Annotated in this window: 10 protein-coding genes; 7 read left to right on the forward strand and 3 right to left on the reverse strand. The window is 75.9% G+C overall.

Features of this window, described 5'->3' with window-relative positions:
• The first annotated feature begins 433 nt into the window (after positions 1–433).
• The 3 genes from I3F54_RS22515 to I3F54_RS22525 are packed head-to-tail and all read left to right on the forward strand — an operon-like array spanning position 434 to position 7,634.
• On the forward strand, positions 434–1,606 hold the full coding sequence (locus I3F54_RS22515) for an AAA family ATPase (RefSeq protein ID WP_240120656.1): 1,173 nt from the start codon (positions 434–436) through the stop codon (positions 1,604–1,606).
• A 14-nt stretch (positions 1,607–1,620) separates the two neighbouring features.
• Positions 1,621–5,553: a DUF5682 family protein gene (locus I3F54_RS22520; protein WP_374205950.1), complete on the forward strand. Its 3,933-nt coding sequence runs from the start codon at positions 1,621–1,623 to the stop codon at positions 5,551–5,553.
• Complete coding sequence (locus I3F54_RS22525) at positions 5,550–7,634, forward strand: SWIM zinc finger family protein (protein WP_240120657.1); 2,085 nt, start codon at positions 5,550–5,552, stop codon at positions 7,632–7,634. The genes I3F54_RS22520 and I3F54_RS22525 overlap by 4 nt, the downstream gene beginning before the upstream one ends.
• 220 nt (positions 7,635–7,854) lie before the next feature.
• Here the strand turns inward: I3F54_RS22525 and I3F54_RS22530 are convergent, their stop codons facing one another.
• Positions 7,855–10,713: a M4 family metallopeptidase gene (locus tag I3F54_RS22530; protein ID WP_240120658.1), complete on the reverse strand. Its 2,859-nt coding sequence runs from the start codon at positions 10,711–10,713 to the stop codon at positions 7,855–7,857.
• 489 nt (positions 10,714–11,202) lie between these two features.
• Between I3F54_RS22530 and I3F54_RS22535 the strand changes: the two genes are divergently transcribed.
• Entirely contained in the window at positions 11,203–12,846 is a 1,644-nt protein-coding gene (locus tag I3F54_RS22535; RefSeq protein ID WP_240120659.1) for a helix-turn-helix transcriptional regulator, read from the forward strand.
• 353 nt (positions 12,847–13,199) lie between these two features.
• Complete coding sequence (locus I3F54_RS22540) at positions 13,200–14,624, forward strand: FAD-binding oxidoreductase (RefSeq protein WP_240120660.1); 1,425 nt, start codon at positions 13,200–13,202, stop codon at positions 14,622–14,624.
• Positions 14,625–14,651: 27 nt separating this feature from the next.
• Here the strand turns inward: I3F54_RS22540 and I3F54_RS22545 are convergent, their stop codons facing one another.
• Positions 14,652–16,721 carry a SpoIIE family protein phosphatase gene (locus tag I3F54_RS22545; RefSeq protein ID WP_240120661.1) on the reverse strand — a complete coding sequence of 690 codons (2,070 nt, stop codon included), beginning with the start codon at positions 16,719–16,721 and terminating at the stop codon, positions 14,652–14,654.
• Positions 16,722–17,230: 509 nt separating this feature from the next.
• On the reverse strand, positions 17,231–18,985 hold the full coding sequence (locus I3F54_RS22550) for a SpoIIE family protein phosphatase (protein WP_374205951.1): 1,755 nt from the start codon (positions 18,983–18,985) through the stop codon (positions 17,231–17,233).
• Between the two features lie 621 nt (positions 18,986–19,606).
• On the opposite strand from I3F54_RS22550, the gene I3F54_RS22555 reads away from it, so the two are divergent.
• Positions 19,607–20,398: a DUF429 domain-containing protein gene (locus tag I3F54_RS22555; RefSeq protein ID WP_240120662.1), complete on the forward strand. Its 792-nt coding sequence runs from the start codon at positions 19,607–19,609 to the stop codon at positions 20,396–20,398.
• Positions 20,399–20,827: 429 nt separating this feature from the next.
• Positions 20,828–22,412: sensor histidine kinase KdpD (locus tag I3F54_RS22560; protein ID WP_240120663.1), on the forward strand; the 1,585-nt coding region annotated here is incomplete at its 3' end.

Below are 22,412 nucleotides of genomic sequence, written 5' to 3' on the forward strand. Positions count from 1 at the left end.
GCCTCTGGTGCCGGACTCCCGTGGCCGTGCCCCGGTTCCGGAGGGAAGCATCGGCCGATGCGCCGGCGCGCGGCTAGTGCCGCGTGGCGGAGGGTGTGCGCGGGTCGGTTCCCGCCGCACCCCGTCTCCGCCCAGGGGCCGGACCCGGGGCCCCGGCCCCTGGGCCCGAACGGACCGTGGCGGTCCCCCGGTGCCGCGGGCGCCGTCACGGGACGACGCACCTCCCGGAGCCAACGTCAGTGGTCGCCGATAGCGTTCGTCACACGGACGGTGCTTCGCCTCACCGGCACCGGGTGCCCCGACGCACGACCGGCACCGCCACCGCCCGCCCATCCACCCGCCGCCCGCGAGCCGACCCGCGCACGGACCGGGCCGGTCCGGCCCTCCCACGGGCCCGCAAACGGCCCGGATACACACCCTGGAGCACGAACCCATGACCCAGACCGCCGACCGGAGGCCGCTCCCCGAGGCCACCCAGAGCCAGCCGGCCGAGCAGCGGTACGCCGCCGAACTGGCCTTCCTCGCGGCCCACGACGACGGCCCCCGCCCACCGGGCTGGGCTCTGACCCCGCGCGCCGTGGTCACCTTCGTCTGCGGCAGCGCCGGCGAGCGTCTGGCGCTCACCGGCGAACCGCCCGCCGGAGTGCCCGCGAAGCTGGAGATCGCCCGCAAGTTCGTGGGAGAACGCGCCCTCGTGGAGCGGTGCGTGGTCACCCTCGCCGGGGAACGCGGACTGCTGCTCGTGGGCGAGCCCGGCACCGCCAAGTCCATGCTCTCCGAGCTGCTGGCGGCGGCCGTCTGCGGTACCAGCGCACTGACCGTCCAGGGCACCGCGGGCACCACCGAGGACGCCTTCCGCTACGGCTGGAACTACGCGCTGCTGCTCGCCCAGGGACCGACCCCCCAGGCGCTCGTCGACTCCCCGGTACTCACCGCCATGCGCACGGGAAGGGCCGCCCGCATCGAGGAGATCACCCGCTGCCTGCCCGAGGTGCAGGACGCCCTGGTGTCGATCCTGTCGGACCGGCGGCTGGCCATACCCGAACTCTCCGGCGCCGAAGGGGCTGACGGGCTGGTGCCCGCCGCTCCCGGTTTCACCGTGATCGCCACCGCCAACCTGCGTGACCGCGGGGTCTCGGAGATGTCGGCGGCACTCAAGCGGCGGTTCAACTTCGAGACCGTCCACCCCATCGCCGACGCCGGCGCCGAGACCGCGCTGGTACGACGGCAGGCGACGGCGGCGGTCGAGCGGGCCGGGGCCTCGTACGGCGTGGACGATGCCGTGCTGGACGCGCTGGTCACCGTCTTCCGGGACCTGCGCGCCGGCCGCTCGGACGAGGGCTGGGACGTGGAGCGGCCCGGCACGGTGATGTCCACCGCCGAGGCGGTGCAGGTCGCGGCCTCCCTCGGCGTGGCCTCGTCCTATCTCTCCGTCCAAGACGCCCTCGATCTGATGCCCGGTCATCTCCTCGGCGTCGTCCGCAAGGACGACCCCGCGGACCACGGCAGGCTCCTGGGCTACTGGGACGGCCCCGTACGCCGCCGGGCCGAGAACGGCTCCGCCCTCTGGCGCCGCCTGTGGGACCTGCGGGAGACCCTGCGGTGACGGGACATCACGACGTGACTGCGGCTCAGGTCCCCGGGGACCGGCACACCGGCCCGGAGCGGGCTCGTCCCACGGGCGACACCGGCCCCCGAAAGGCCGTCGCCGCGCTCGCCGGATCGGTGACGCCCTATCTCCTGGGTGTGCGCCACCACAGCCCCGCGCTGGCGGCGGCCGTGCCGGACCTCCTGGACTCCTGTGGCGCCGAGACGGTCTGCATCGAGCTGCCGACCGATTTCCAGCCGTGGCTGCCGTACCTGGCCGATCCGGCGACCCGGGCGCCGGTGGCGCTCGCCGGGGCTGTCGAAGGACGACTGGGCTTCTACCCGTTCGCCGACTTCTCGCCCGAACTGGCCGCCGTCCGCTGGGCCCGGGAGCGCGGAGCCCAGGTCCTGTGCTGCGACCTCCCACTCGCCGACCCGGCCCGGGCCGGGACTCACGGCGCCCGCGCCGGCACACCGGGCCCGCCGGCGGCTGACCGAGCCGCGGACGAGCCGGGTGCGCCGGGCACACCGGGTGCCCGTCCGCCCGGGTCCGGCACACCGGGCGCGTCGGCACCGGGGACGTCGGCACCGGCGGCGTCCGCCGCCGCGGCCCGCCCCGGGCATCCCTTCACCGGCGCCCTCACCGCCGCCGCAACCGGCCGGGACGGCGACGATCTGTGGGACCGGGCCGTCGAGGTCCTCGCCCCCGGCTCTCCCCCCGACGCGGTGCGCAGGGCCGCACTCGGCGTCGGCTGGGCGCTGCGCCGGGACGCAGAGGCAGGGGGCGGCGTGCCGCCCGCGGATCTGGCCCGCGAGGCGCACATGCGCGAGGTCCTCGCCCGGGCGGCCGCCGACGGCCGACGGGTCGCAGCGGTGGTCGGTTCCTTCCACGCCCCGGCCCTGCTCGGTTCCGCGCCCGCCGGATCCGTACCGCCGGAGCCCGCGCCCGCATCCGCGGCGGGTCCGCACGGCGGCGGCGCGACCCGCGCCGGTGCGACCACACAGGGAGCGAGCACCCGGCCGTCCGCTCCCGAGCCCCGGAGCGCCGACGCGTCCGGGGGCGCCGTCACCTCGCTCGTCCCCTACACGTTCGGTCTGCTCGACTCCCGCTCCGGATATCCCGCGGGCATCCGCGACCCCCGGTGGCAGCAGGCCGTGTTCGGCGCCGCGGGAGACCCGGAACGGGTGCGCGACGCCGCGGCCCGTGCCATCACCGACCTGTGCCGCGAGCTGCGCTCCGCCGGGCACACCGCCGGTACCGGTGAGGCCACCGAGACCCTGCGGCTCGCCTGCGATCTCGCCCGGCTGCGCGGCCTCCCCGCCCCCGGCCGGGGCGAGCTGCTGGAGGCGGTGACGACCGTGCTCGGACAGGGCGAGCCCCTCGGCCGGGGCCGCGCTCTGGCCGTTGCCCTGGAAACGGTCCTGGTCGGCACCGACCGGGGCAGGACCGCCCCCGGGACACCGCGTTCCGGGCTCGGCCCGTCCGTGGAGGCCGAACTCACCGAGCTGCGCCTGCCCTGCCCACACCGGCCCGGGCCCAGCGAGGTCCGCCTCGACCCGCTCCGCTCGAAGCTCGACCGGCGACGGGAGATCCTGCTGCGGCGCCTGGAGGCATGCGGTGTGGGCTACGGCCATCCGGTCGAGGTCGCGGGCAAGGGCGACTCGACCGCGCTCACCAGCCGGTGGCGACTGGCCTGGACCCCGTCCGTTCCGGCCCTGCTCGACCTCGCGGGCGTGCGAGGCGTCACCGCCGCCCAGGCCGCGGACGGTACGCTCCGCGAGACCTTCCGCAGCGAAACCGCCCACGGAGGTGCCACCAGCGCCCGGATCCTGACCGGACTGCGGGCCGCGGCCCGGTGCGATCTGCCGATGCTGGTCGCCGACCGGCTCGCCGACGCCTCCGCCGTACTGCCCGCCTCCGCCACCCTTCCCGAACTCCTCGACGGCCTGGACGTGCTGGAGGCGCTGCGGCGCGAGCATCTGCCCGGTACGACTCCGGAGAGCCGGGAACAGGCAGGCGAACTGGCCGCCGCCCTGCTGGAGACGGCCGTCAGGTCGCTGCCCGGGCTCGCGGGCAGCGACGAACGGGAGGATGCCGCCGCCCTGGTCGAGTTCGCCGCACGGGCCGGTGAACACCGTCTCGGCCTCCGGCTGGACGACGTCCTGGGCGGCCTGGCCGGCTCCGGCTCCCCGCTCGTCCAGGGCGCCGCGCTGGCCGCCCGGGTCCTGCTGGACCTCGAACGGCCCGGCACCCTCGGCACCCGTGCCGCGGGCTGGATCGACGGCGCGACCGCCCCGGACGGCCGCCGTCGGCTGGCCCGGCTGCTCACCGGCCTGCTCACGGCCGCGGCGCCGCTCCTCCAGTCGGCCCCGGCCGCGCTCGATCCGCTGCTGGACCGCATCGGCGGTCTGAGCGACCGGGAGTTCCTGGACCGGCTGCCCGCCCTGCGCGGCGGTTTCGACACGCTCACCCCGGCCGGCCGTGACCGCGTGCTGCGCGCCGTCGGCGATCGCCTCGGCGACCGGATCGACCTCACCCTGGACACTCCACCGGAACTCCTCGCCCTGTGGACCGCGGCGGATGCCGAGGGCCTGACGGCCCTGCGCGAACTGAACGTGCCCGTTCCGGCCACAGGGCCGACGAACGGCAGCGCCACGCCGCCGTCCGGTGCCGTGCCCGGAGCGGTCACCGGCGGCAGTGAGACCGGAGCGGCGTCCGTGGCAGAACCCACGACGGTCGCGGACGTCTCGGACGGGGCGCCCGGAACCGTGCCCGGGCGGTCCGACGGCACCATGCGACCCCGGCCGGGCCCCGCGACGAACGCCACGGCCCCCTCCGGCGCCCACGCGCCCCGCCTGGCCCCCGCCGACCGATGGCGCCTGCTCCTCGGCCGGGAGACCGACCGGCTACCCGACGGCGCCCGTGGCTACGCGCACGCACTCGACGAGCTGTACGGCCGGGGCAGCGGCGAGGGCGCCACCGACTTCGCAGAGCAGAACGGTGGCGGCCGGGAGGTGTCCTTCCCCACCGCACGCGAGTGGGGCGAGGAACTCCGGGCCCTGTTCGGCGCCGAGGTACGGGAGGAGGTCCTCGCACTCGCCGCCGAGCGGGGCCGCACCGACGTCCTCGCCGAGCTCGACCCCGCCACCGTACGCCCCTCGGTCGAGCTGCTGACCTCCGTGCTGTCCCTGGCCGGTGGCCTGCCCGAGCAGCGGCTGGCCCGGCTGCGCCCGCTGGTCCGCCGCCTGGTCGACGAGCTCGCCAGGGAACTCGCGACCCGCGTCCGGCCGGCGCTGACCGGGCTCGCCACGCCGCGGCCCACGCGCCGCCCCGGCGGGCGGCTGGACCTGCCCCGCACCCTGCGCGCCAACCTGCCCCGCACCCGCCGCGGCGATGACGGCCGGACCGTTGTCGTACCGGAGCGGCCGGTGTTCAGCAGCCGCTCGCGCAAGGACGCCGACTGGCGGCTGATCCTGGTCGTCGACGTGTCCGGCTCGATGGAGGCGTCCGTGGTGTGGTCCGCGCTGACCGCAGCCGTCCTGGGCGGAGTGCCCACCCTCTCCACCCACTTCCTGGCCTTCTCCACCCGGGTGATCGACCTCACCGACCGGGTCTCCGACCCGCTGTCCCTGCTGCTGGAGGTGCGGGTCGGCGGCGGCACCCACATCGCCGCGGGGCTCGCGCACGCTCGCTCGCTGGTGACCGTGCCGAGCCGCACCCTGGTGGTCGTGGTCAGCGACTTCGAGGAAGGCCACCCGCTCGGCGGGCTGCTCGGCGAGGTCCGCGCCCTGGCGGCGTCCGGAGTCCACCTGATGGGCTGCGCCGCGCTGGACGACGCCGGAGCACCGCGCTACTCGGTGCCTGTCGCCCGGCAACTCGTCGCGGCCGGAATGCCCGTCGCCGCTCTCAGCCCGCTCGCCCTCGCCCGCTGGGTGGGGGACCGCCTCCGTGGAGAACCCCGTTGACACAGTCCCCCGCCGCCCGCGCCGCGTCCGCCGATCCGGGAGCGGCTGTCCCGCTTCCGCCGGTGGCACCCGACGTGGTGGCAGCCGCCGTCGAAGGCCTCACCTCACGGCTCCGCAGGAAACTGGACGCGGCGATCGAGCGGTACACAACGGTGCCGGTCACCCTGAAGGACGGCATCCTGCGCATCGACTGCGGCGCGGACGCCGAGGTGACTCTGGAGCCCGGGCCGTCCGGGGCGATCGGAGCCGCCGAACAGGCACGCTGCACCTGCCTGCTGGCGCCTCGATGCCTGCACCGGGCCGCCGTCCTGGGAGCATGTCCCCTCGCCGGGCCCGACACCGCCGGCCCGGACCCGGAGCCCTGCGGGGCGGGGGAGGAGGCCGGGTCCGCGGACGGGGGAGCCGCGACGCCGGGTACGTCCACGGCCGAGGGACGGGCTCCCCGACCCGCCACCCGTACTGCCCCTGCCGTCACCGCATCCGCCGATGCGGCACCCGTCGGCGCCCCGCCCGTTCCCGCGGCGCCCACGTCCGCCCAGATGGCGGCGGCGGCCGGGCTGTGGGCCGCCGCCGCGGCCGTCCTCGTTCCCGGGATCCCCGCCGCGGGCGCCGTACCTCAGGCGGAGCTGCTCCGCGCCGCCCACACCGCCCGGCTGGCCGGGCTCGTCCGGGCGGAGGCCGCGGCGCTGCGGGTGATCCGCGGCCTGCGGGCGGCCCGTGCCGGCCATGACGGCCACCGGCTGGCCGATCTCACCTCGGCTCTGCGTGACCTCCTGCGCACGACGGACCTGCTCTCCTCCGGGCACGCCGACCCGTCCCTGGTCGGCACCGTGCGCCGTGACTACCGGCCGGGGGGCGGCCTGCGGGTCCACGGCGTGTTCCGGGAGCCGGTGATCAGCGCAACCGGGTACGGCGGGGTGGTCACACATCTGATCGGGGAGGACGGCCGCTGGTTCAGCGTCGCCGACGTCAGGCCGGGCGGTCCATCCCGTGCCCGTGGAGCCGGGACAGCCGCCGTCGCGCTCGGCGGGGGCGCCCTGGACCATGGTCAACTCGCCCGCAGGGGACTGCTGATAGCGGGGGCGACCGTTTCCCCGGACGGCCGTCTCGGTGCGGGCCGCGGAGTGCGGGCCACCCCGCTGCCCGGCCTGCCGTGGTCGTCGGGTGCCATGGGCGCCCTGTTCGCCCGCCCGCTCGCCGAAGCAGTCGCGGAACGGCTGTCCGCCGTGCCCTGGGAGGACCCGGAAGCGGCGGAGCGCGGTGCCCGCGAACCGGTCGGCTGCGATGTGGTGATCGTCGGCGCCGTCGGCGACCAGGTGTTCGCCCGCGCACTGCCACCGCCGGAGACGGCCCCATCGGGCTCGCCGGCCGGTCCCGCGTCCGCCGACGCACCGCCCGCCGACTCCGCCGTCCCTCCGGTCGGCCCGTTGATCCGTCTGGTGGCCGCCAGCAGCCACCCGGGCCTCGCCCATACGGCCAACCTCCAGCAGCTCGCGTCCCGGCCCGGCCTGCGGCTGCGCGTGGTCGGGCGCGTCGACACGGAACGGGCGGCGACCCTGCGCCCGCTGGCGATCGGCCCGGTGCCCGGCACCCGGGCGACACTCCGCCTGCCCCGGGACCGGAGCGAGGGCGCCGACCTGGGGTACGACCGCTTGCAGGGCTCGCACTTCCCGCCGCCCGAGGCGCTTGATCCTCCGCCCGCCGTCGCGACCGGTCCCGATCCGCTGGCCGACTCCCCCCTGTGGCAGGCTCGCCACCTGGTGGAGCTGGCCGTCGCCGGGGGGCGAGGGACGGTCGCGGAACATGCCCGCGGCGGTGGCCGCGGCGCGCTCCACGCGCCAGGCTTCGCACGGTTGCGCCGCGCGGGCTTCTCCACCGCCGCCGACCTGGCCGCGGCACTCGCCGGGGAGGCCGGACGCCGGGACCGTGACGTCTTCGGGCGGTCGACCGACCCCGATCCCGACCGGTACGCGCGGGCCTGGCTGGCCGCCGCCGTCCACCTCGCGGCCACCGAACGCGCCCTGGTCCGTGCCACCTGGCAGGTCTCCCACCCGGACGGGGCCGCACCCTGCCCCACGTGACGTCGGCCGGCGTCCCGGCTTCGCGTCACCCAGGCCGGGCGCACCGGGTGACGGGCCCGGCGCGCCGGACGTGCCGGCGGTCGTCCCGTAGCACGTCAACGACGGCTGACGCCCTGCCCGTTCCCGTGTTCAAGGGGCTCACCGCCCGGTGTTCCCGACGGACCCGGCCGGGGCGTACGGACCGCTCCGGCCGGGGCCGTCGTGCCGGGGTGACGCGGGATCAGGCGCAGGTGCCGGTGGGCCGGGAGCGCGTCACGACGCTGCTGATGCCGGTGGTGGCGTCCAGCCACACCACCCGGGTGCCCGCAGCGGCGGCGGGGACCAACTGCTCACCGCGGTTGCAGGACACCCGCCGCCTGAGCAGCTCACCACCCGGGCGCGCGGGCGAGAACTGCCAGAGCTTGGCCAGTGACACGTTGCGGATCTCGGAGTCCGGGATCCTGGCCGCCATCGTCACCGCCTCCGGCGAGGCGGTCAGATCCATGACGTTGAGCGCCTCGGGGCCGGCCTCCGGGCTGAGGTCCGTGACGTCGGAGCCGTCGATCCGCGCACTGCGCAGGGCAGTGGTGCCGTTCCCCCAGACCTCGTCCAGCAGCCAGTGCACGCGGTCGCCGCCCAGGGCCGTCGGGCCGAGGCTCGTGCCGGGGCCCGCCTGCTGCACCACGGTGTCCTCACCGGTCGCCAGGTCCAGCACGCGGGTGCTGTACTCGTACGCGGCCGCGACACGCCGGGTCTCCTGGTAGGCGATCCTCCCGTTGCGGAGCGAGGGGAAGCTCGTCCTGTGGTGCATGCCGCCACCCAGCTGCACCACGCTGTCCGGGTCGCTCATCCGCAGGTGGACCACGTTCCTCAGTCCGGGGCGGGCACTGTGCTCGAAGACCACGACGTCGCCCTCGACGGCCAGGCGGGAGCCCGCGCTGCGGCCGGACCACAGGGTCCTGATCGGTCCGCCGGCCAGCGGCCGGGCCAGGATCTCCACGGACTTCTCGCCGTACGCCTGCCAGACCACCGTGGTGCCGTCGGTTGCCGGATTGACGTGGTAGCGGCCGTCGTTGGGGCTGATCAGCTTGAGCCGGCCCTTGCCGTTCGTGCGTCCGGCCCACACCGAGTACGGTTCGGAGCCCTCCTCGTTGGACTGGGACGCCACCCACCATCCGCCGCCCGCGCCCAGCGCGGAGTCGGTGGTGTTGACGCGTTGGAGCAGCAGGTCCGAGTCGATGCCCAGGGCCAGCTCCCAGTGCGGCACGATGCCGTGCGCGTCGAAGGCGCGCCGGACGCTCCTGAGGTCCCTGCCGCGCACGTCGAGGGCCCTGGCCGCCGCGATCACCGCGGCCCTGCCCTCGGTGAAGCCGTCGAGCGGGGTCAGGTACTCGGTGAGTGCCTTGTACACCACGGCGTCGGCGCGTGCGGGCCCGAGGTCCTCCCGGATGTCCCACAACGCTCCCGAGAAGAGAGTGGAGTTGAGATGGACGCCGCCGTTGTCGGTGCCGAAGCCGACGCCGAGGAAGGACGCCGCGGTGGTCCGCCCGTCGTTGAGGTCGCGGAAGGAGCAGGCGCGCGGCGCCTTCGTGCGGCACAGCGTCTCGCCCATCAGCCCGGCGTCGGGGTCGTCCATGGAGGTGCCGTAGGTGTCCGTCTCGATGGCGTTGCCGAAGTAGTCCGCGATCGCCTCGTTCATGGCGCCGGACTGGCCCGCGTAGACGAGGTTGGCGGAGTGGGAGATCACCCCGTGGGTCAGCTCGTGGCCGACGACGTCCAGCGAGGCGGACAGTGGGCGGTACTCGGCGTCTCCGGTCCCGTAGGCGATCTTCTGGCCGTCCCAGAACGCGTTGACGTAGGGCTGCCCGAAGTTGGTGATCCCGACCAGGGAGTTCACGGCCATGCCGCGGCCGTCGAGGCTCTCACGCCCGAAATGGTCCCGGTAGTAGTCGTAGACCCGGCCGGCGGCCCAGTGCGCGTCCACCGCGCCCGCCCCGGTCGCCTCGGTGCCGAACGCGGGCGTCGGGGAGGCGAACTCCTTGATGCCGTCGGGCCACTTGCCGTTGACGTCGGACACCCAGGTGCCGCGGGCGTCCCAGGTGGACAGGACGTTGTCGGAGCCGTTGCGGGTCCTGGAGCGGTCGCGCAGCACGTACGCGCCGGAGTCGTCCCGGGTCACCCGTAGAGGGGTGGTCCGCCCGTCGAGCCGTACACCGGAGCCCGCGGCCTGCGCCGCGGGCGGGCGCTCCCCGGTGGTCCCGGCGGCCCGGACGCCGCCCGCCGCGCGTGCGGGAGCCACCGCCGGGGCGCCGAAGGTCGTGAGCCCGCTGTACTGGAGCACCGGGTACCCGGCCCGGGCGTCGATGTACACCTCGCGCAGCACCGGCTCCGCGAGCCCGGGGACCTGGCCCCGCACCGTGATGTGCCGGGTCAGCACACCGGTGCCGGTGGGCAGCACGACGAGGCCGCGGGAGATCCCGGTGAGCCGCGGGACGTCCGCGTCGCCGCGCGCCGGCCCGTCGAAGCGCCGCCCGTCCAGTTCGGTGCGTACGGCGTCGACCGCGCGCTCGACGGCGAGATCCTCACCGACCCCCGCCGCCGTGCCGGTGTCCAGCGCGGTGAAGTACTTCCCCGAGGTGCCGGTGACGACCCTGTCGCCGCCCCGTTTCTCCATGCGGACCACGTACTGTCCGCCGAGGACCGGCACACCGTGGTGGCGCTGCTGCAGCCGGACCGTCTCGCTGCCGTCTCCGGTGACCGTGGCCACGGGCTCCAGGTCGCGTGCGGGAGCCGGTATCCGGTAGCGCTCCGTCCGCGCGGCGAGATGCGCCGTCGCCGCGTCCGCCGCGTCGCGTGCGGCCGGGGCCCTCTCCCGGATGCCGTCGACCAGTGACGGTGTCGCGGTCCGCTGCCCCGGGACCACCTCGCCAGGGCTCGGCAGGGGCTCGCTCCCCGCCGTGCCCGCGACGGCGTCCGGCCCCGGGACGAGCAGTGCGGCGGCGCCGATGAGCGCCGCCGCACCGGAGATGCCGCTTCGTCGAACCCTTGCCCCCGCCCCCGCTCTCGCCGTGCGTAACTCTGCCGAATCCTTCGAACTCATGCCGGTCAGACGCATGTTCTCCCCATCGTCACAGACGTGCGGAATGCGGTCCGGCCGCCCTGCGCGGCCGGGCAGGGACATGTAACCCGCGGTGCGGTGACGCATCAACGGGGCAGGAGCCGCCGCAGGCGACTTCCGGCCCACGTGGTGCCCGGCCCCCGCGGGCCCCGAGGCGGTGCCCGGTCCCCGGCACGGCGGGCCTGCCGCGCTGACGGTGACCGCGCGGACCGGCCCGCGCACCCGGCCGGGGCGAGACCTGAAATCGACAGTGCGTCCGAGGCCGTCCGCGCCTCCGCGACGACGGTCCGGAACGGACCCACCGCGGCGTCGACGACCTCGTCACCGGACCCCTGGACGGCCCTGCACCGGGCCGCCCGGAGCAGGGCCGTCCAGGGGTCCGCGGCGGTCCCGGGCCGGAGCCGGCCCGCGGGTCGGCACGTATCCTGCCCACAAGGGGCGCCCACCGGCCGTCGTCGCCCGGGAGCAGGCATGGCCACCGTCGATCCGCGTGCACAGGGACTCTCCGCGTACGAGCGGTCGGCCTGGCGGGACGCCTACGAGCACCTGTCGGCCGCGGACCGGCAGCGCCCGCTGCCCGCCGGTGATCTCGACCGGATGGCGCGGGCGGCGTACCTGATCGGGGCCGTCGACGCGGCGGCCGAGACCTGGGAGCGGGCCCACCACGCCCACCTGGCGCGCGGCGACACCGCGCCGGCCGTACGGTCCGCGTTCTGGCTCGGCATCATGCTCGTCCTGCGGGGCGAGCACGCCCGCGGCGGCGGGTGGCTTGCCCGGGCGCAGCACCTCCTCACGGACACGGCACTGGACTGCGCCGAGCAGGGCTACCTGCGCATCCCCACGGCGCTGCGGGCGCTGGACGGCGGCGACGCCGAGGCCGCGCACCGCTCCTTCGCGGAGATCACCGCCATCGCCGAGCGGTTCGGCGACGCCGACCTGCGGGCGTTCGGCACGCTGGGACAGGGTCAGGCGCTGGTCGCACAGGGCCGGGTGGCGCGCGGCGTGGCGCTGCTGGACGAGGTGATGGTGGCGGTGACCACGGGAGAGGTGTCGCCGATCACCGCGGGGATCGTCTACTGTGCCGTGATCCTCGCCTGCCGCGGGGTCTTCGACCTCCGCCGCGTGCAGGAGTGGACCGCCGCGCTGAGCCGCTGGTGCGCCGCGCAGCAGGATCTCAGGCCCTACCGGGGCCAGTGCCTGGTGCACCGGTCGGAGATCATGCAACTGCGGGGCGAGTGGGCCGACGCCATGGACGAGGCACGGCGTGCCTGCGCGCACCTGTCCGATCCGCCCGGCGACCCGGTGATGGGCATGGCGCTGTACCAGCGCGGCGAACTGCACCGTCTGCGCGGCGCCTACTCCCGGGCCGAGGACTGCTACCGCGAGGCCATCGGACACGGGCACCCGGCACAGCCGGGCCTGGCCCTGCTCCGGATGGCGCAGGGCCGCGTCGGCGCCGCCGCCGCCGCGGTCCGCCGGGCCGTCGCCGAGACCCGCCGGCCGGAGGAGCGACCCCTGCTGCTGGCCGCCCGCGTCGAGATCGAGATCGCCGCCGGAGCCGTCGAGGCGGCACGGGACGCCGTGGACGAGCTCGACAGGATCGCCGCCGGTTTCGACTCGCCCTACCTGCGGGCGGTGGTGGCGTACGCGCACGGCTGCCTGCTGCTCGCCGCGGGCGAACCGGGGGCCGCGTGCACCGCACTGCGCAGCGCCTCGGCCGCCTGGCACGAGCTGGACGCTCCCTACGAGACGGCACGGGTACGCCTGCAACTGGCGAGGGCCTGCCTCCGGGTGGGCGACCACGACACGGCCGGGATGGAGCTGCAGGCCGCCCGCCGGGTCTTCGAGCGCGTGCGTGCCACCCCGGCACTGGAGGAGGTGCGGCGGCTCCTGGGGCAGGGGAGCGGGGCCGCCCCGGTCCCCGGCGGGCTGACCCCCCGTGAGGTCGAGGTGCTGCGCCTGGTCGCGACCGGTGCGTCGAACCGGGAGATCGCGGACCGGCTCGTGATCAGCGACAGAACCGTCGCCCGGCACCTGAGCAACATGTTCACCAAGCTGGGTGTCTCCTCCCGGGCCGCCGCCACGGCGTACGCCTACGAGCACGGGCTCGCCTAGCTCGACTCCGCGGACACCAAGATCCCCGAGTCAAGCCAGGGTGCGCCGCGGAAGCCGTCCGGGTGCGGGGCGGGGCGTGCGGGACCCGCCCCGCCCCGGGGCGTGCGCAGAAATGCCCATACGGCGCGCGGCGGCGAGGTGGGCGACGCGACCGATGCGCCCACGGCTGCCGCGCAGGCACTCTTCCTGTATCGCCCTCGGCCCTCGGGCCCTTCGGCCCGGGATCCACGGGAGTTCCAGTGGCCGCCGCGGGTGACCGAGGGCTGCCGGGGCGACCCCGCCGCCGGGCAGCCGGACGCCTTCCTCGACGCGCCGCGCGCGGCGACGGAGCCGTCACGAGAGGAGGAACCGGCATGAGGACGAGGCTGTTCGAGGTCACCGGGCTCGACGGCGGGCACGTCGGCCTGACCTCTGCACAGATCGAGCAGCTCGGCGCCCGGCTCGACGGGCCGCTGCTCACGGCCGGGGACGACGGCTGGGACGAGGCCGTCCAGGTCTGGAACGCCATGGTCGCGGTGAGGCCCGCCCTCGTCGTCCGGCCCACCTCGGCCCGGGACGTGGCCGCGGCCGTCCGGTTCGCCGCGGACCACGGCCTGCTGCTGAGCGTCAAGGGAGGGGGCCACAACATCGCCGGCACGGCGCTCGCCGACGGCGGACTGACCCTCGACATGTCCCGCATGCGCGAGGTCACCGTCGACCCGTCCCGGCGCCTCGCACACGTCGGTCCGGGGTGCCTGCTCCAGGACGTCGACCGGGCGACCCAGGAGCACGGTCTCGCGACGGTGCTCGGGTTCGTGTCCGAGACGGGCGTCGCGGGCCTGACCCTCGGCGGCGGGTTCGGCTATCTGACGCGGCGGTTCGGGTGGGCGGCCGACAACCTGGAGCAGGTCGGGATCGTCACGGCCGACGGTGTGCCGACGACCGCCGACCGGGAGCGCCGTCCGGAACTGTTCTGGGCGGTCCGGGGCGGAGGCGGCAACTTCGGTGTCGTCACGCGTTTCACCTTCCGGCTGCACGAGGTGGGGCCCGTCGTCACCGGCGGCATCGCCGCCTGGCCCGCCGAGCGCGCCGACGACGTGCTCGCGACGTACCGGGAGCTGACGGCCGGCGCCCCGCGCGAGCTGACGGCGGCGGCGGTCGTCCGGCTCGCGCCGCCGGCCCCGTTCGTCCCCGCCGAGTGGCACCTCAGGCCCGTCGCCGCGCTGCTGGTGTGCCACAGCGGCACCGGCGCCGAACGCGACCTGGCCCCGCTGCGGGGCCTGGGAGAGCCGCTCTTCGACCTGATCGGGACGAAGCCGTACGTGGCCCAGCAGTCGATGACCGACGCACTGGAGCCCAAGGGTCTCAACCAGTACTGGAAGGCCGAGTTCCTGCCGGCCCTGCCCGACGACTACCTCCCCGTCTTCCGGGACGCCGCGCTGGACGTCGCGTCCCCCCTGTCCTTCTCCGTCATCTTCCACCTCGCGGGTGCGCTGAACGACGTCGACGGCGACGGGGGAGCGGTCGGCAACCGGGAAGCACGGTTCATCAGCGGTTTCTCCGGTGTGTGGCCGCCGCAGGCCGACGGCGGGGGGATCGTCGCCGCCGTCCGCGGGGGATGGGAGCGGATCCGCCCGTTCTCGACCGGCGGGAACTACGTCAACTTCCAGCTGGCCGAGGACGACCCCACCCGGACCGCCGACGCGTACCGGGGCACCTACGAGCGGCTCCGCCGCATCAAGGCACGGTACGACCCGGACAACGTCTTCCGCGTCAACCGCAACATCCCGCCGGGATGAGCGCGCGGGCCCGCAAGAGCCCCGCCGTCACCCCGGAACACGTGTCGTGCGGGCGACGAGGAGGGCGACGTCGTCGTCGGCGGAAGCGGGCATGAGGCGGGCCAGGAGGCTGTCGCACAGGGCGTCGAGCGAAGGGAAGGGCTCGGCGAGCGTGTACGTCAGCTCGGCGAGGCGCTCGTCGATGTCGGTGCCGCGGGACTCGATCAGACCGTCGGTGTACAGCACGAGGACGCTGCCCGGCGCGAGGATGTGGTCGGTCGTGGTGTAGCGCGTGCCGCCGACCCCGAGGGGGACGCCGGGCGGCACGTCCAGGAGCCGGACCTCGCCGTCCGGGGTGACCAGGGCGGGCGGGGGATGGCCGGCGCGGGTCAGACGGCAATGGCCGCTCGCGGGGTCGACGACGGCGTACAGGAGGGTCGCGAGCATCGGCTCGGCCAGATCGTCCAGCGCCGCTTCCAGCTGGGCGAGGATCTCCCGTGGCTCCAGGTCGAGCCGAGCCAGCGCGCGGATGCCCGCCGAGAGCCGGCCCATCACCGCCGCGGCGGTGATGCCGTGGCCCATGACGTCCCCGATGAGCAGCGCCGCCCTGCCGCCGGGCAGGGACAGCACGTCGTACCAGTCGCCGCCGACCTCGTTGGCGTCGCTGGCGGGCAGATAGCGGTGGGACACCTCGACGCCCGACGGCGGGGTGATGTGCTGCGGCAGCATGCTGCGCTGCAGCGTGACGGCGGTGTCGTGCTCCCGGTGGTAGAGGCGGGCGTTGTCGATGCTGACGGCGGCGCGGGCGGCGAGTTGGGAGGCGAGGGCGACGTCGTCGCCGTCGAAGGGCGCGCCGGCGCGGGTGCGGTAGAAGGTGGCCACACCCAGCGCGAGGTCACGGGCGACGAGCGGGACCATCATGAACGAGTGCACGCCCAGCCCCAGCAGCAGGGAGGGGCGGCTGCTGTGGCGGGAGGCCGGCGCGATGCTCTCGGCGTCCATCCGGGCCAGCAGGAACGGCCGCCGCTCGGAGAGGGCCAGGGTGTAGGGGGCCGTGGCGGGGAAGACCAGCGTGCGGCCGAGTGGGGCGAGCATGTCGGTGACCGGGGAGCCCGACAGCGGGGCCTTGCCGAGGCGGCGCAGGTCGATTCCGCCGGTGAGCCCCGGGCCGGGCTCGTCCCCGTGGGCGAGGGTGTCCAGGACGTCGACGGTGGCGGCGTCGCCCAGCGCGGGAACGGCGAGGTCGGCGAGTTCCTGCGCGGTGCGCTCCAGGTCCAGGGTGGAGCCGACCCGGATCGACGCCTCGCTGAGCAGCGCGAGACGCCGTCGTCCCGCTTCGGCCTCGGTGTGGGCGCGCTGCTGGTCGGTGATGTCGAGCAGGGAGGCGATGACGCCGATCGGCCGGTTCCCGGGGTCCTCGACGCGGACGTAGGAGCACGACCACACCCGGTCGTGGTCGGGGTCGGCCGGGGTGCGGCCGACCCGGCGCCGGTCGAGGACCGGCTGTCCGCTGTCGACGACGCTCTGCATCGCCTCTTCCATGTCGCGGGCGTTGACCTCCGGTAGCAGCTGGGACAGCCGCCGGCCGATGTGGGCGGACTCCGGCAGGCCGTTCATCTTCTCCAGGGCCGGGTTGACGCGCAGGAACCGCAGCTGCGTGTCCAGGACGGCGATGCCGACCGGAGAGCGGGCGAACAGCCCGTCCCAGACGGCCGACGAGCCGCGGATGCGGCGGGCCGCGTGCGCGTCGGCGGCGAACACCATGACCGCGGAGGTGTCGTTGCGGCGGTCGGTGACGGGACCGGCCCAGATCTCCAGTTCGATCGGATGCCCGTCCGCGTGCCAGGCGGTGACGGTTCCCATCACGCCCCGCCCGCCGGCCACCGCCTCCCACAGTGACCGGCCCAGGCTCCGGTCGGCGCCGGGGTGGAGCAGTTCGGCGATGTGCCGTCCCACCACGTCCTGGGGGGAGTGGCCCAGCAGCTCCTGCGCGGCGCGGCTCCACCGCACGACGATGCCGTCGGCGCTGGTGACCACCTGGGCCACCGGCAGCGCGCCCATCCACCCGCCGGCCTCCCGGGCGGCACCGCTGACCAGTTCCTCCACCGGCTCACTCACCGGACGCCTCCTTGCCGCCGGACGGCTGCGGGGCGCCGTGCCGGCGGAGCGCGGCGGCCGGCGTGTGCGGGGACCGCGGACGCGGGTGCGCAGCCCCGTCCGCTCCCGCCCGTCCGCTGTTCCGGGCCCGCTGCACCGAGCCCCGCGCGGCTCGGTGGGGCCGTGGTCCGCCGTGCGAGGGCGCCGGACGGGTCCGCTCGCCCTGGTCGCGGTCGACGGGCCCGCACGGGGTGCCCGGGCCGGGGATGAGCCGGTGCGACCGGCGCGTGGGGACGCGGCCGGCCCGGCCCAGTCGCGCTGTCACACCACCATGGTCCCCCCGTCGGTGCACGGGCGCCCGTCCGGCCGCCCCGGCCCCGCCCACGGGGCGCGTGCCTTTGCGGGACGGTGGTGGCCCGGTGGTGGCCGGGGCCGCACGGGCCCGCCGTCCCCGGTTCCGCCGCCCACCCCCGCCGTTCTGCCCGCGCCGTTCTGCCCGCGCCGTCCTGCGGCCCCTGCTGCTCCTGCCGTCAGGACGGCAGATCCTGCTCCGCCCAGACGACCTTCCCGGCCGAGGTGCGGCAGGCGCCCCAGCGCCGGCACATGATGTTGATCAACTGCAGTCCGCGGCCCCCCTCGTCGCTGAGCTCGGCATGCTGGATCTGCGGCAGATCCGGGCCCGTGTCGGACACCTCCACCGCCAGCCGCTCGTGCCGCACCAGCCGGAGTTCGCCCGGGGCGTTGCCGTAGCGCAGGGCGTTGCCCACCAGTTCGCTCACGACCAGTTCGGTGCTGTCGACCAGGTCCGGCAGTCCCCACTGCGGCAGCACCTCGCGCACGGTGCGCCGGGCCCGGGAAGCGGCTGAGCCGTCGGCCGGCAGCGCGCACGCGTACGCCTCGTCGCCGGGGGCGACCGGTACCGTCCCGGCGATCAGGACGATGGCGTCGTCCTCGGGGTCGCCGCCCGGTCCGGACCGGACCGCGTCGCAGACGGCCGCCGCCTGCGGGAGGGCCGTCCGGGCGGTCCGCATCAGACCGGCCAGCTGTGCGTCGACGTCCACCGTGCGGGACCTGATGAGCCCGTCGGTGTACAGCATCAGCCGCCCGCCCGGCGCCACCGTGCATTCGACCGGGTCGTACGGGATCACCCCGGTGCCCAGCGGCGCCCCGACCGGCAGGTCGACGTAGCAGTCGGTGCCGTCACCGCGGGTCAGCAGGGGTGGTGGGTGGCCGGCGCTGGCGAGGCGGAACGTGCTGCTGCACGGGTCGTACACCGCGCACAGGCACGTGGCCACCTGCTCCTCCTCCAGGTCCCGGACGACCAGGTCGAGGCGGGCCAGCATCCGCTCCGGGGCGATGTCCAGCGCCATCAGCGTCCGGGCCGCGGTGCGCAGCCGGCCCATGGTCGCCGCCGCGGCCAGCCCCCGGCCCATCACGTCCCCGACCATCACCGCGCTGCGACCGCCGGGCAGCGCCACCACGTCGAACCAGTCGCCGCCGACCCCGGCCGGGTCCGGGGTGGGGGTGTAGCACGAGGACACCTCCAGGCCGGGCGTACGGGGGGTGACCCGGGGCAGCAGGGTCCGCTGCAGCATGACGCCCTGGAGGCGCTCCCGGCCGTACAGGCGTGCGTTGTCGATGTACACGGCCGCCTTCGAGGCCAGCTCCATGGCCAGTGCCAGGTCGGCGCGGGTGAACGCGGGGCGCCTGCCCGCCCGGATGAAGTCGGCCAGCCCCAGGAGCTCCCCCCGCGCGATCAGCGGGACCGCCATGTACGAGTGCACGCCTGAACGGCGCATCAGCTCCGCCGCCTCGGGGCCGGGGGCGACCGCGTCGTAGTCGGCCCGGGTCATCCGGTCGAGCAGGACCGGTCTGCGGGATGTCAGACACCGTGCGCCCAGGCGCTGAAGAGGGTGCACGGACGGCTGTCCCACCGGATCGGGGGCCAGGTCCAGCCCGTCGACCTGGGACACCGCCATGGCCCGCAGCAAGGCGCCCTCGTGTCCGTCGCGCCGGTCGCCCTCCTGGAAGCGGAGGACCGACTCCAGCAGGTCCACCGCGCAGCCGTCGGCGAGTTCGGGCACCGTGAAGTCGGCCAGTTCCTCTGCCGTGCGGCGCAGATCCAGTGTGGTGCCGATGCGCAGGCCCGCCGCGTTCAGCCAGGCCAGCCGGCGCCGTGCCCCCAGCACCTCGGCCACCGGCGACAGGACGTCGCGCAGTGCCCGGCGCCTTCGGGGAACCCATGGGCCGGGCCGGGAGCGCCACCGACCCGCTGTCGTCCGCACACGGCACCTCCGTCACGTTCTGCCTCAGTCGATTCTGCCCGGTGCGCCGTCGCCATGCCCGTCTCCCGGCCGGGGCTGCCGCGGCCTTCCGCGTCCGGGTGGGTGCGGACCGGCCACCGTGCCGGTGGCTCGCCCGTGCCGACGCGACGTGCCGGACGGCCGTTCTCCCGCCCACGGCCGGGCCTGCGCGCGGTCCCGTCCACCGCGTGGCCCCGCCCCGCCGCCGCGGAGCGGAGTCCGGCCACCGCCAGGGCGGTGCCGCGCAGCCGTGCCGGCGGAGGGCAGGGCGCCGGCCGTCCCGCCCGGAGCCGCGCCGCTCGTCGTCGCGGCGCGCTGGGCCGGGGCCGGTGCGGTGGTGACCGCGACGGAGCCCGGCACCGGGAGGAATCGCCGGAGGCGCGGGTCTGCGGAGCGGCACGACGAGCAGTCTGGCCGCAGCCCGTGCCCCGTGACCAGCCTTGGAGCGAAACCGCAGCGAAGCCGAAACGCCGGGCCACCGCCGGGCGGACCCCGGACGGGGTCGGGCGGCGGCCCGCCCGGTGGGCCACGGCGTCCGGGTCTGAGGGGCGGTCAGGCCGACGGCCGGCGCCGGCCGTCGGGAGGATGGCAGAGGATGGGCGTATGACGGGTTCGAGGGCGGTGACGGTCGGCGTCGATCTGGCCGCGAGCGCGCGGCGCACCGCGGTGTGCCGAGCCGTGTGGGGCGGCGGGAACGGGCTCACACCGGAGTTCCTGGTTCCGGAGTGGGACGAGGACCTGCTGGCGCTCATCCGCGCGGCCGACCGGACGGGCCTCGACTGCCCGCTCGGGTGGCCGTCGAGCTTCGTGGCGACCGTCGGCGCCCACCACCGGGGCGAGGCGCTGCCCACCCCGGACCGCTACGAGGACCGGGAGGACGGCCGGGCCGGGCTGGACCCGCTGCGGTTCCGGCTCACCGACGACCTCACCTGGAAGGCGACACGGATGCGGCCGCCCCTGTCGGTCTCCACCGACCTGCTGGGCGTCGTGGCGCTGCGCGCCGCCCGGCTGCTGGCCGCGCTCGGCTCCCCGGACGCGCCCGTGCCCCGGGACGGGTCGGGTCCGGTGGCGGAGGTGTACCCCGCCGCCGCGCTGCGGTGCTGGGGCATCCGCCCCAGGGCCAGCTACAAGCGGGCCGGGGCGGAGGCCGGACCGGTCCGGGCGGACATCGTACGGTCGGTGGAGGAGGGGCTGGGGGTGGCGCTGGCGGAACCGGTGCGGGCGCAGTGCGTCGACAACCACGACCGTCTCGACGCGCTCCTGTGCGCGCTCGTCGCGCGGGCCGTGCAGATCGGCGGCACCCGAGGGCCGCGGACCGCGGCCGAACGGGCGGCCGCCGAGCGGGAGGGCTGGATCCATCTCCCCTGCGCCCGCCTCTCGGCGCTCGTCCCCTGACACCGGCCGGGGCCGGGGTGCCGGAGCGGCCGCCGCCCGACGCTTTTCGACCGCCTCGTGACGCAACCGGCCCCTTCTCGGGTGAACGATGCGGTGGCTGCCCACGGCTCCCGCGGTCGGGCCGCGTCGTCCCGGAAGCGGCACCGGAAGCGGCACCGGAGGAGAGGGCTGTCCGAGGTCCGAGGTGTGACCTGATTTGCGATCGCTCACCGTCGAATGCGATCTGAATCGATCAAAAAGAGTCGAGTTGAGGCGGGTTCGGATTCGGGCTCTCGGTCTGTCGTGCGAGCCCTCATACCAGAGGGGGACGCTTCGCGGGGGACTTTGTCAACTGACCATCGCACTTGATGCGTTGGCGACTACCGTGAGTGGCCGAGTTGCGCACCACGCGCCAGCAAACAGGCCCGACGGACCAGTACGAGGACACCGATGTCTCACCTCCGCGCACCGGCCGCGCGCACCGACCGCCGTGAGGGCGGCGGGCGGCACGGGCGGCCGGTAGCCCGCACCCTCCCCGCCGTGCCCGAGACCCACATACGGCCACAGCTCCTGCGTCTGGCCGTCCTCCCGCCCGTCGCGGTCGCCCTCAGCGCCTGCGCGGCCGTCCTCTTCACCGTCCGCTCCAGCGGCACCCGGCCCGGCCCCTCCCTGTGGGCCGTGCTGGCCGGTGCCGCGGCGGTCGCCGGCGCGGGGATCGTCATCGCCGCCGTGGCCGCCGACCGCGCCGCCAGGGGGGTCAGTGAGCGCATCGGCGCGCTGCGCCGCAACAGCGCGCGCGGCGAGGCCGATCTGCGCTCCCTCGTCGAGACGCTCCGTCGCGGCGACACCCCGCCGCAGCGCAAGACCCGCGGTCAGCCGCCCGGCGACGCCGACGAGTTCGAGCTGCTCGCCGCCGACCTGGCCCGCGCGCACGACGGCGCCGTCACCGCCGTCGTGCGCGCCGCGCAGCTCTCCAGCCAGGCCGGCAGCCAGCAGAAGCTGGAGGTCTTCGTCAACCTCGCCCGGCGGCTGCAGTCCCTCGTGCACCGCGAGATCTCCATCCTCGACGAGCTGGAGAACGAGATGGAGGACCCCGACCTGCTCAAGGGGCTCTTCCACGTCGACCACCTCGCCACCCGCATCCGCCGCCACGCCGAGAACCTCGCGGTGCTCGGCGGCGCCGTCTCCCGACGGCAGTGGAGCAACCCCGTCCCCATGACGGAGGTGCTGCGCTCGGCCATCGCCGAGGTCGAGCAGTACTCCCGGGTCAAGCTCGTGCCGCCCGTCGACGGCGAGGTACGCGGGCACGCCGTCGCCGACGTCATCCACCTCCTGGCCGAACTCGTCGAGAACGCCACGGTCTTCTCCGCCCCGCACACCCAGGTGCTGCTCCGTGCCAACCTCGTCACCTCCGGGCTCGCCGTGGAGGTCGAGGACCGTGGCCTCGGCATGCCGGTCGAGGAGCAGCACCGGATGAACGCCCTGCTCGCCGACCCCGACCAGGTCAACGTCGGCCGGTTGCTGGCCGACGGCCGCATCGGCCTGTTCGTCGTCTCGCAGCTGGCCCGGCGCCACGGCATCCGGGTCCGCCTGCAGAGCAACATCTACGGCGGTGTCCAAGCCGTCCTCGTCGTCCCGCAGGACGTGCTCGGCACGGCGCCGGGAGGGGACACCGCGGCCGGGGCGCAGCCACGGCAGGACGACACCGCCGCGGGTGGGACGGGACCGGCGCCGGCCCTGCCGCCCGCCGCCCCGGAGCCCGGCACCACCCCGTCCGGTCCGGCCGTGCCGCGGCCCGCGCCGCACTCCCCCGCAGCCGCGGACCCCGCCCCCGCAGCACCCTCCACCGCGCCGCACGCCCAGCACCGCCGCGCGGACCACGACCCCGTGGACGACCCCGCCGCACCGCACCACCCGGAGTACGGCACCTGCGACCCGGCCGGACCGCCCGGGCCCGCGGACCACGACACCCCCGGACGGCCGGCCCCGCACCCGGCGCCTCCCGCGAGCCGGGCCCCCGACGCGCCCCCCGCGC

Origin of the sequence: Streptomyces sp. MUM 2J (assembly GCF_022414535.1) — a bacterium.
Taxonomy (GTDB): domain Bacteria; phylum Actinomycetota; class Actinomycetes; order Streptomycetales; family Streptomycetaceae; genus Streptomyces.

Coding starts and splice junctions, on each gene's coding strand:
- I3F54_RS22515 (WP_240120656.1), top strand. CDS start 434: ATGACCCAGACCGCCGACCGGAGGCCGCTCCCCGAGGCCACCCAGAGC.
- I3F54_RS22530 (WP_240120658.1), bottom strand. CDS start 10,713: ATGAGTTCGAAGGATTCGGCAGAGTTACGCACGGCGAGAGCGGGGGCG.
- I3F54_RS22535 (WP_240120659.1), top strand. CDS start 11,203: ATGGCCACCGTCGATCCGCGTGCACAGGGACTCTCCGCGTACGAGCGG.
- I3F54_RS22540 (WP_240120660.1), top strand. CDS start 13,200: ATGAGGACGAGGCTGTTCGAGGTCACCGGGCTCGACGGCGGGCACGTC.
- I3F54_RS22555 (WP_240120662.1), top strand. CDS start 19,607: ATGACGGGTTCGAGGGCGGTGACGGTCGGCGTCGATCTGGCCGCGAGC.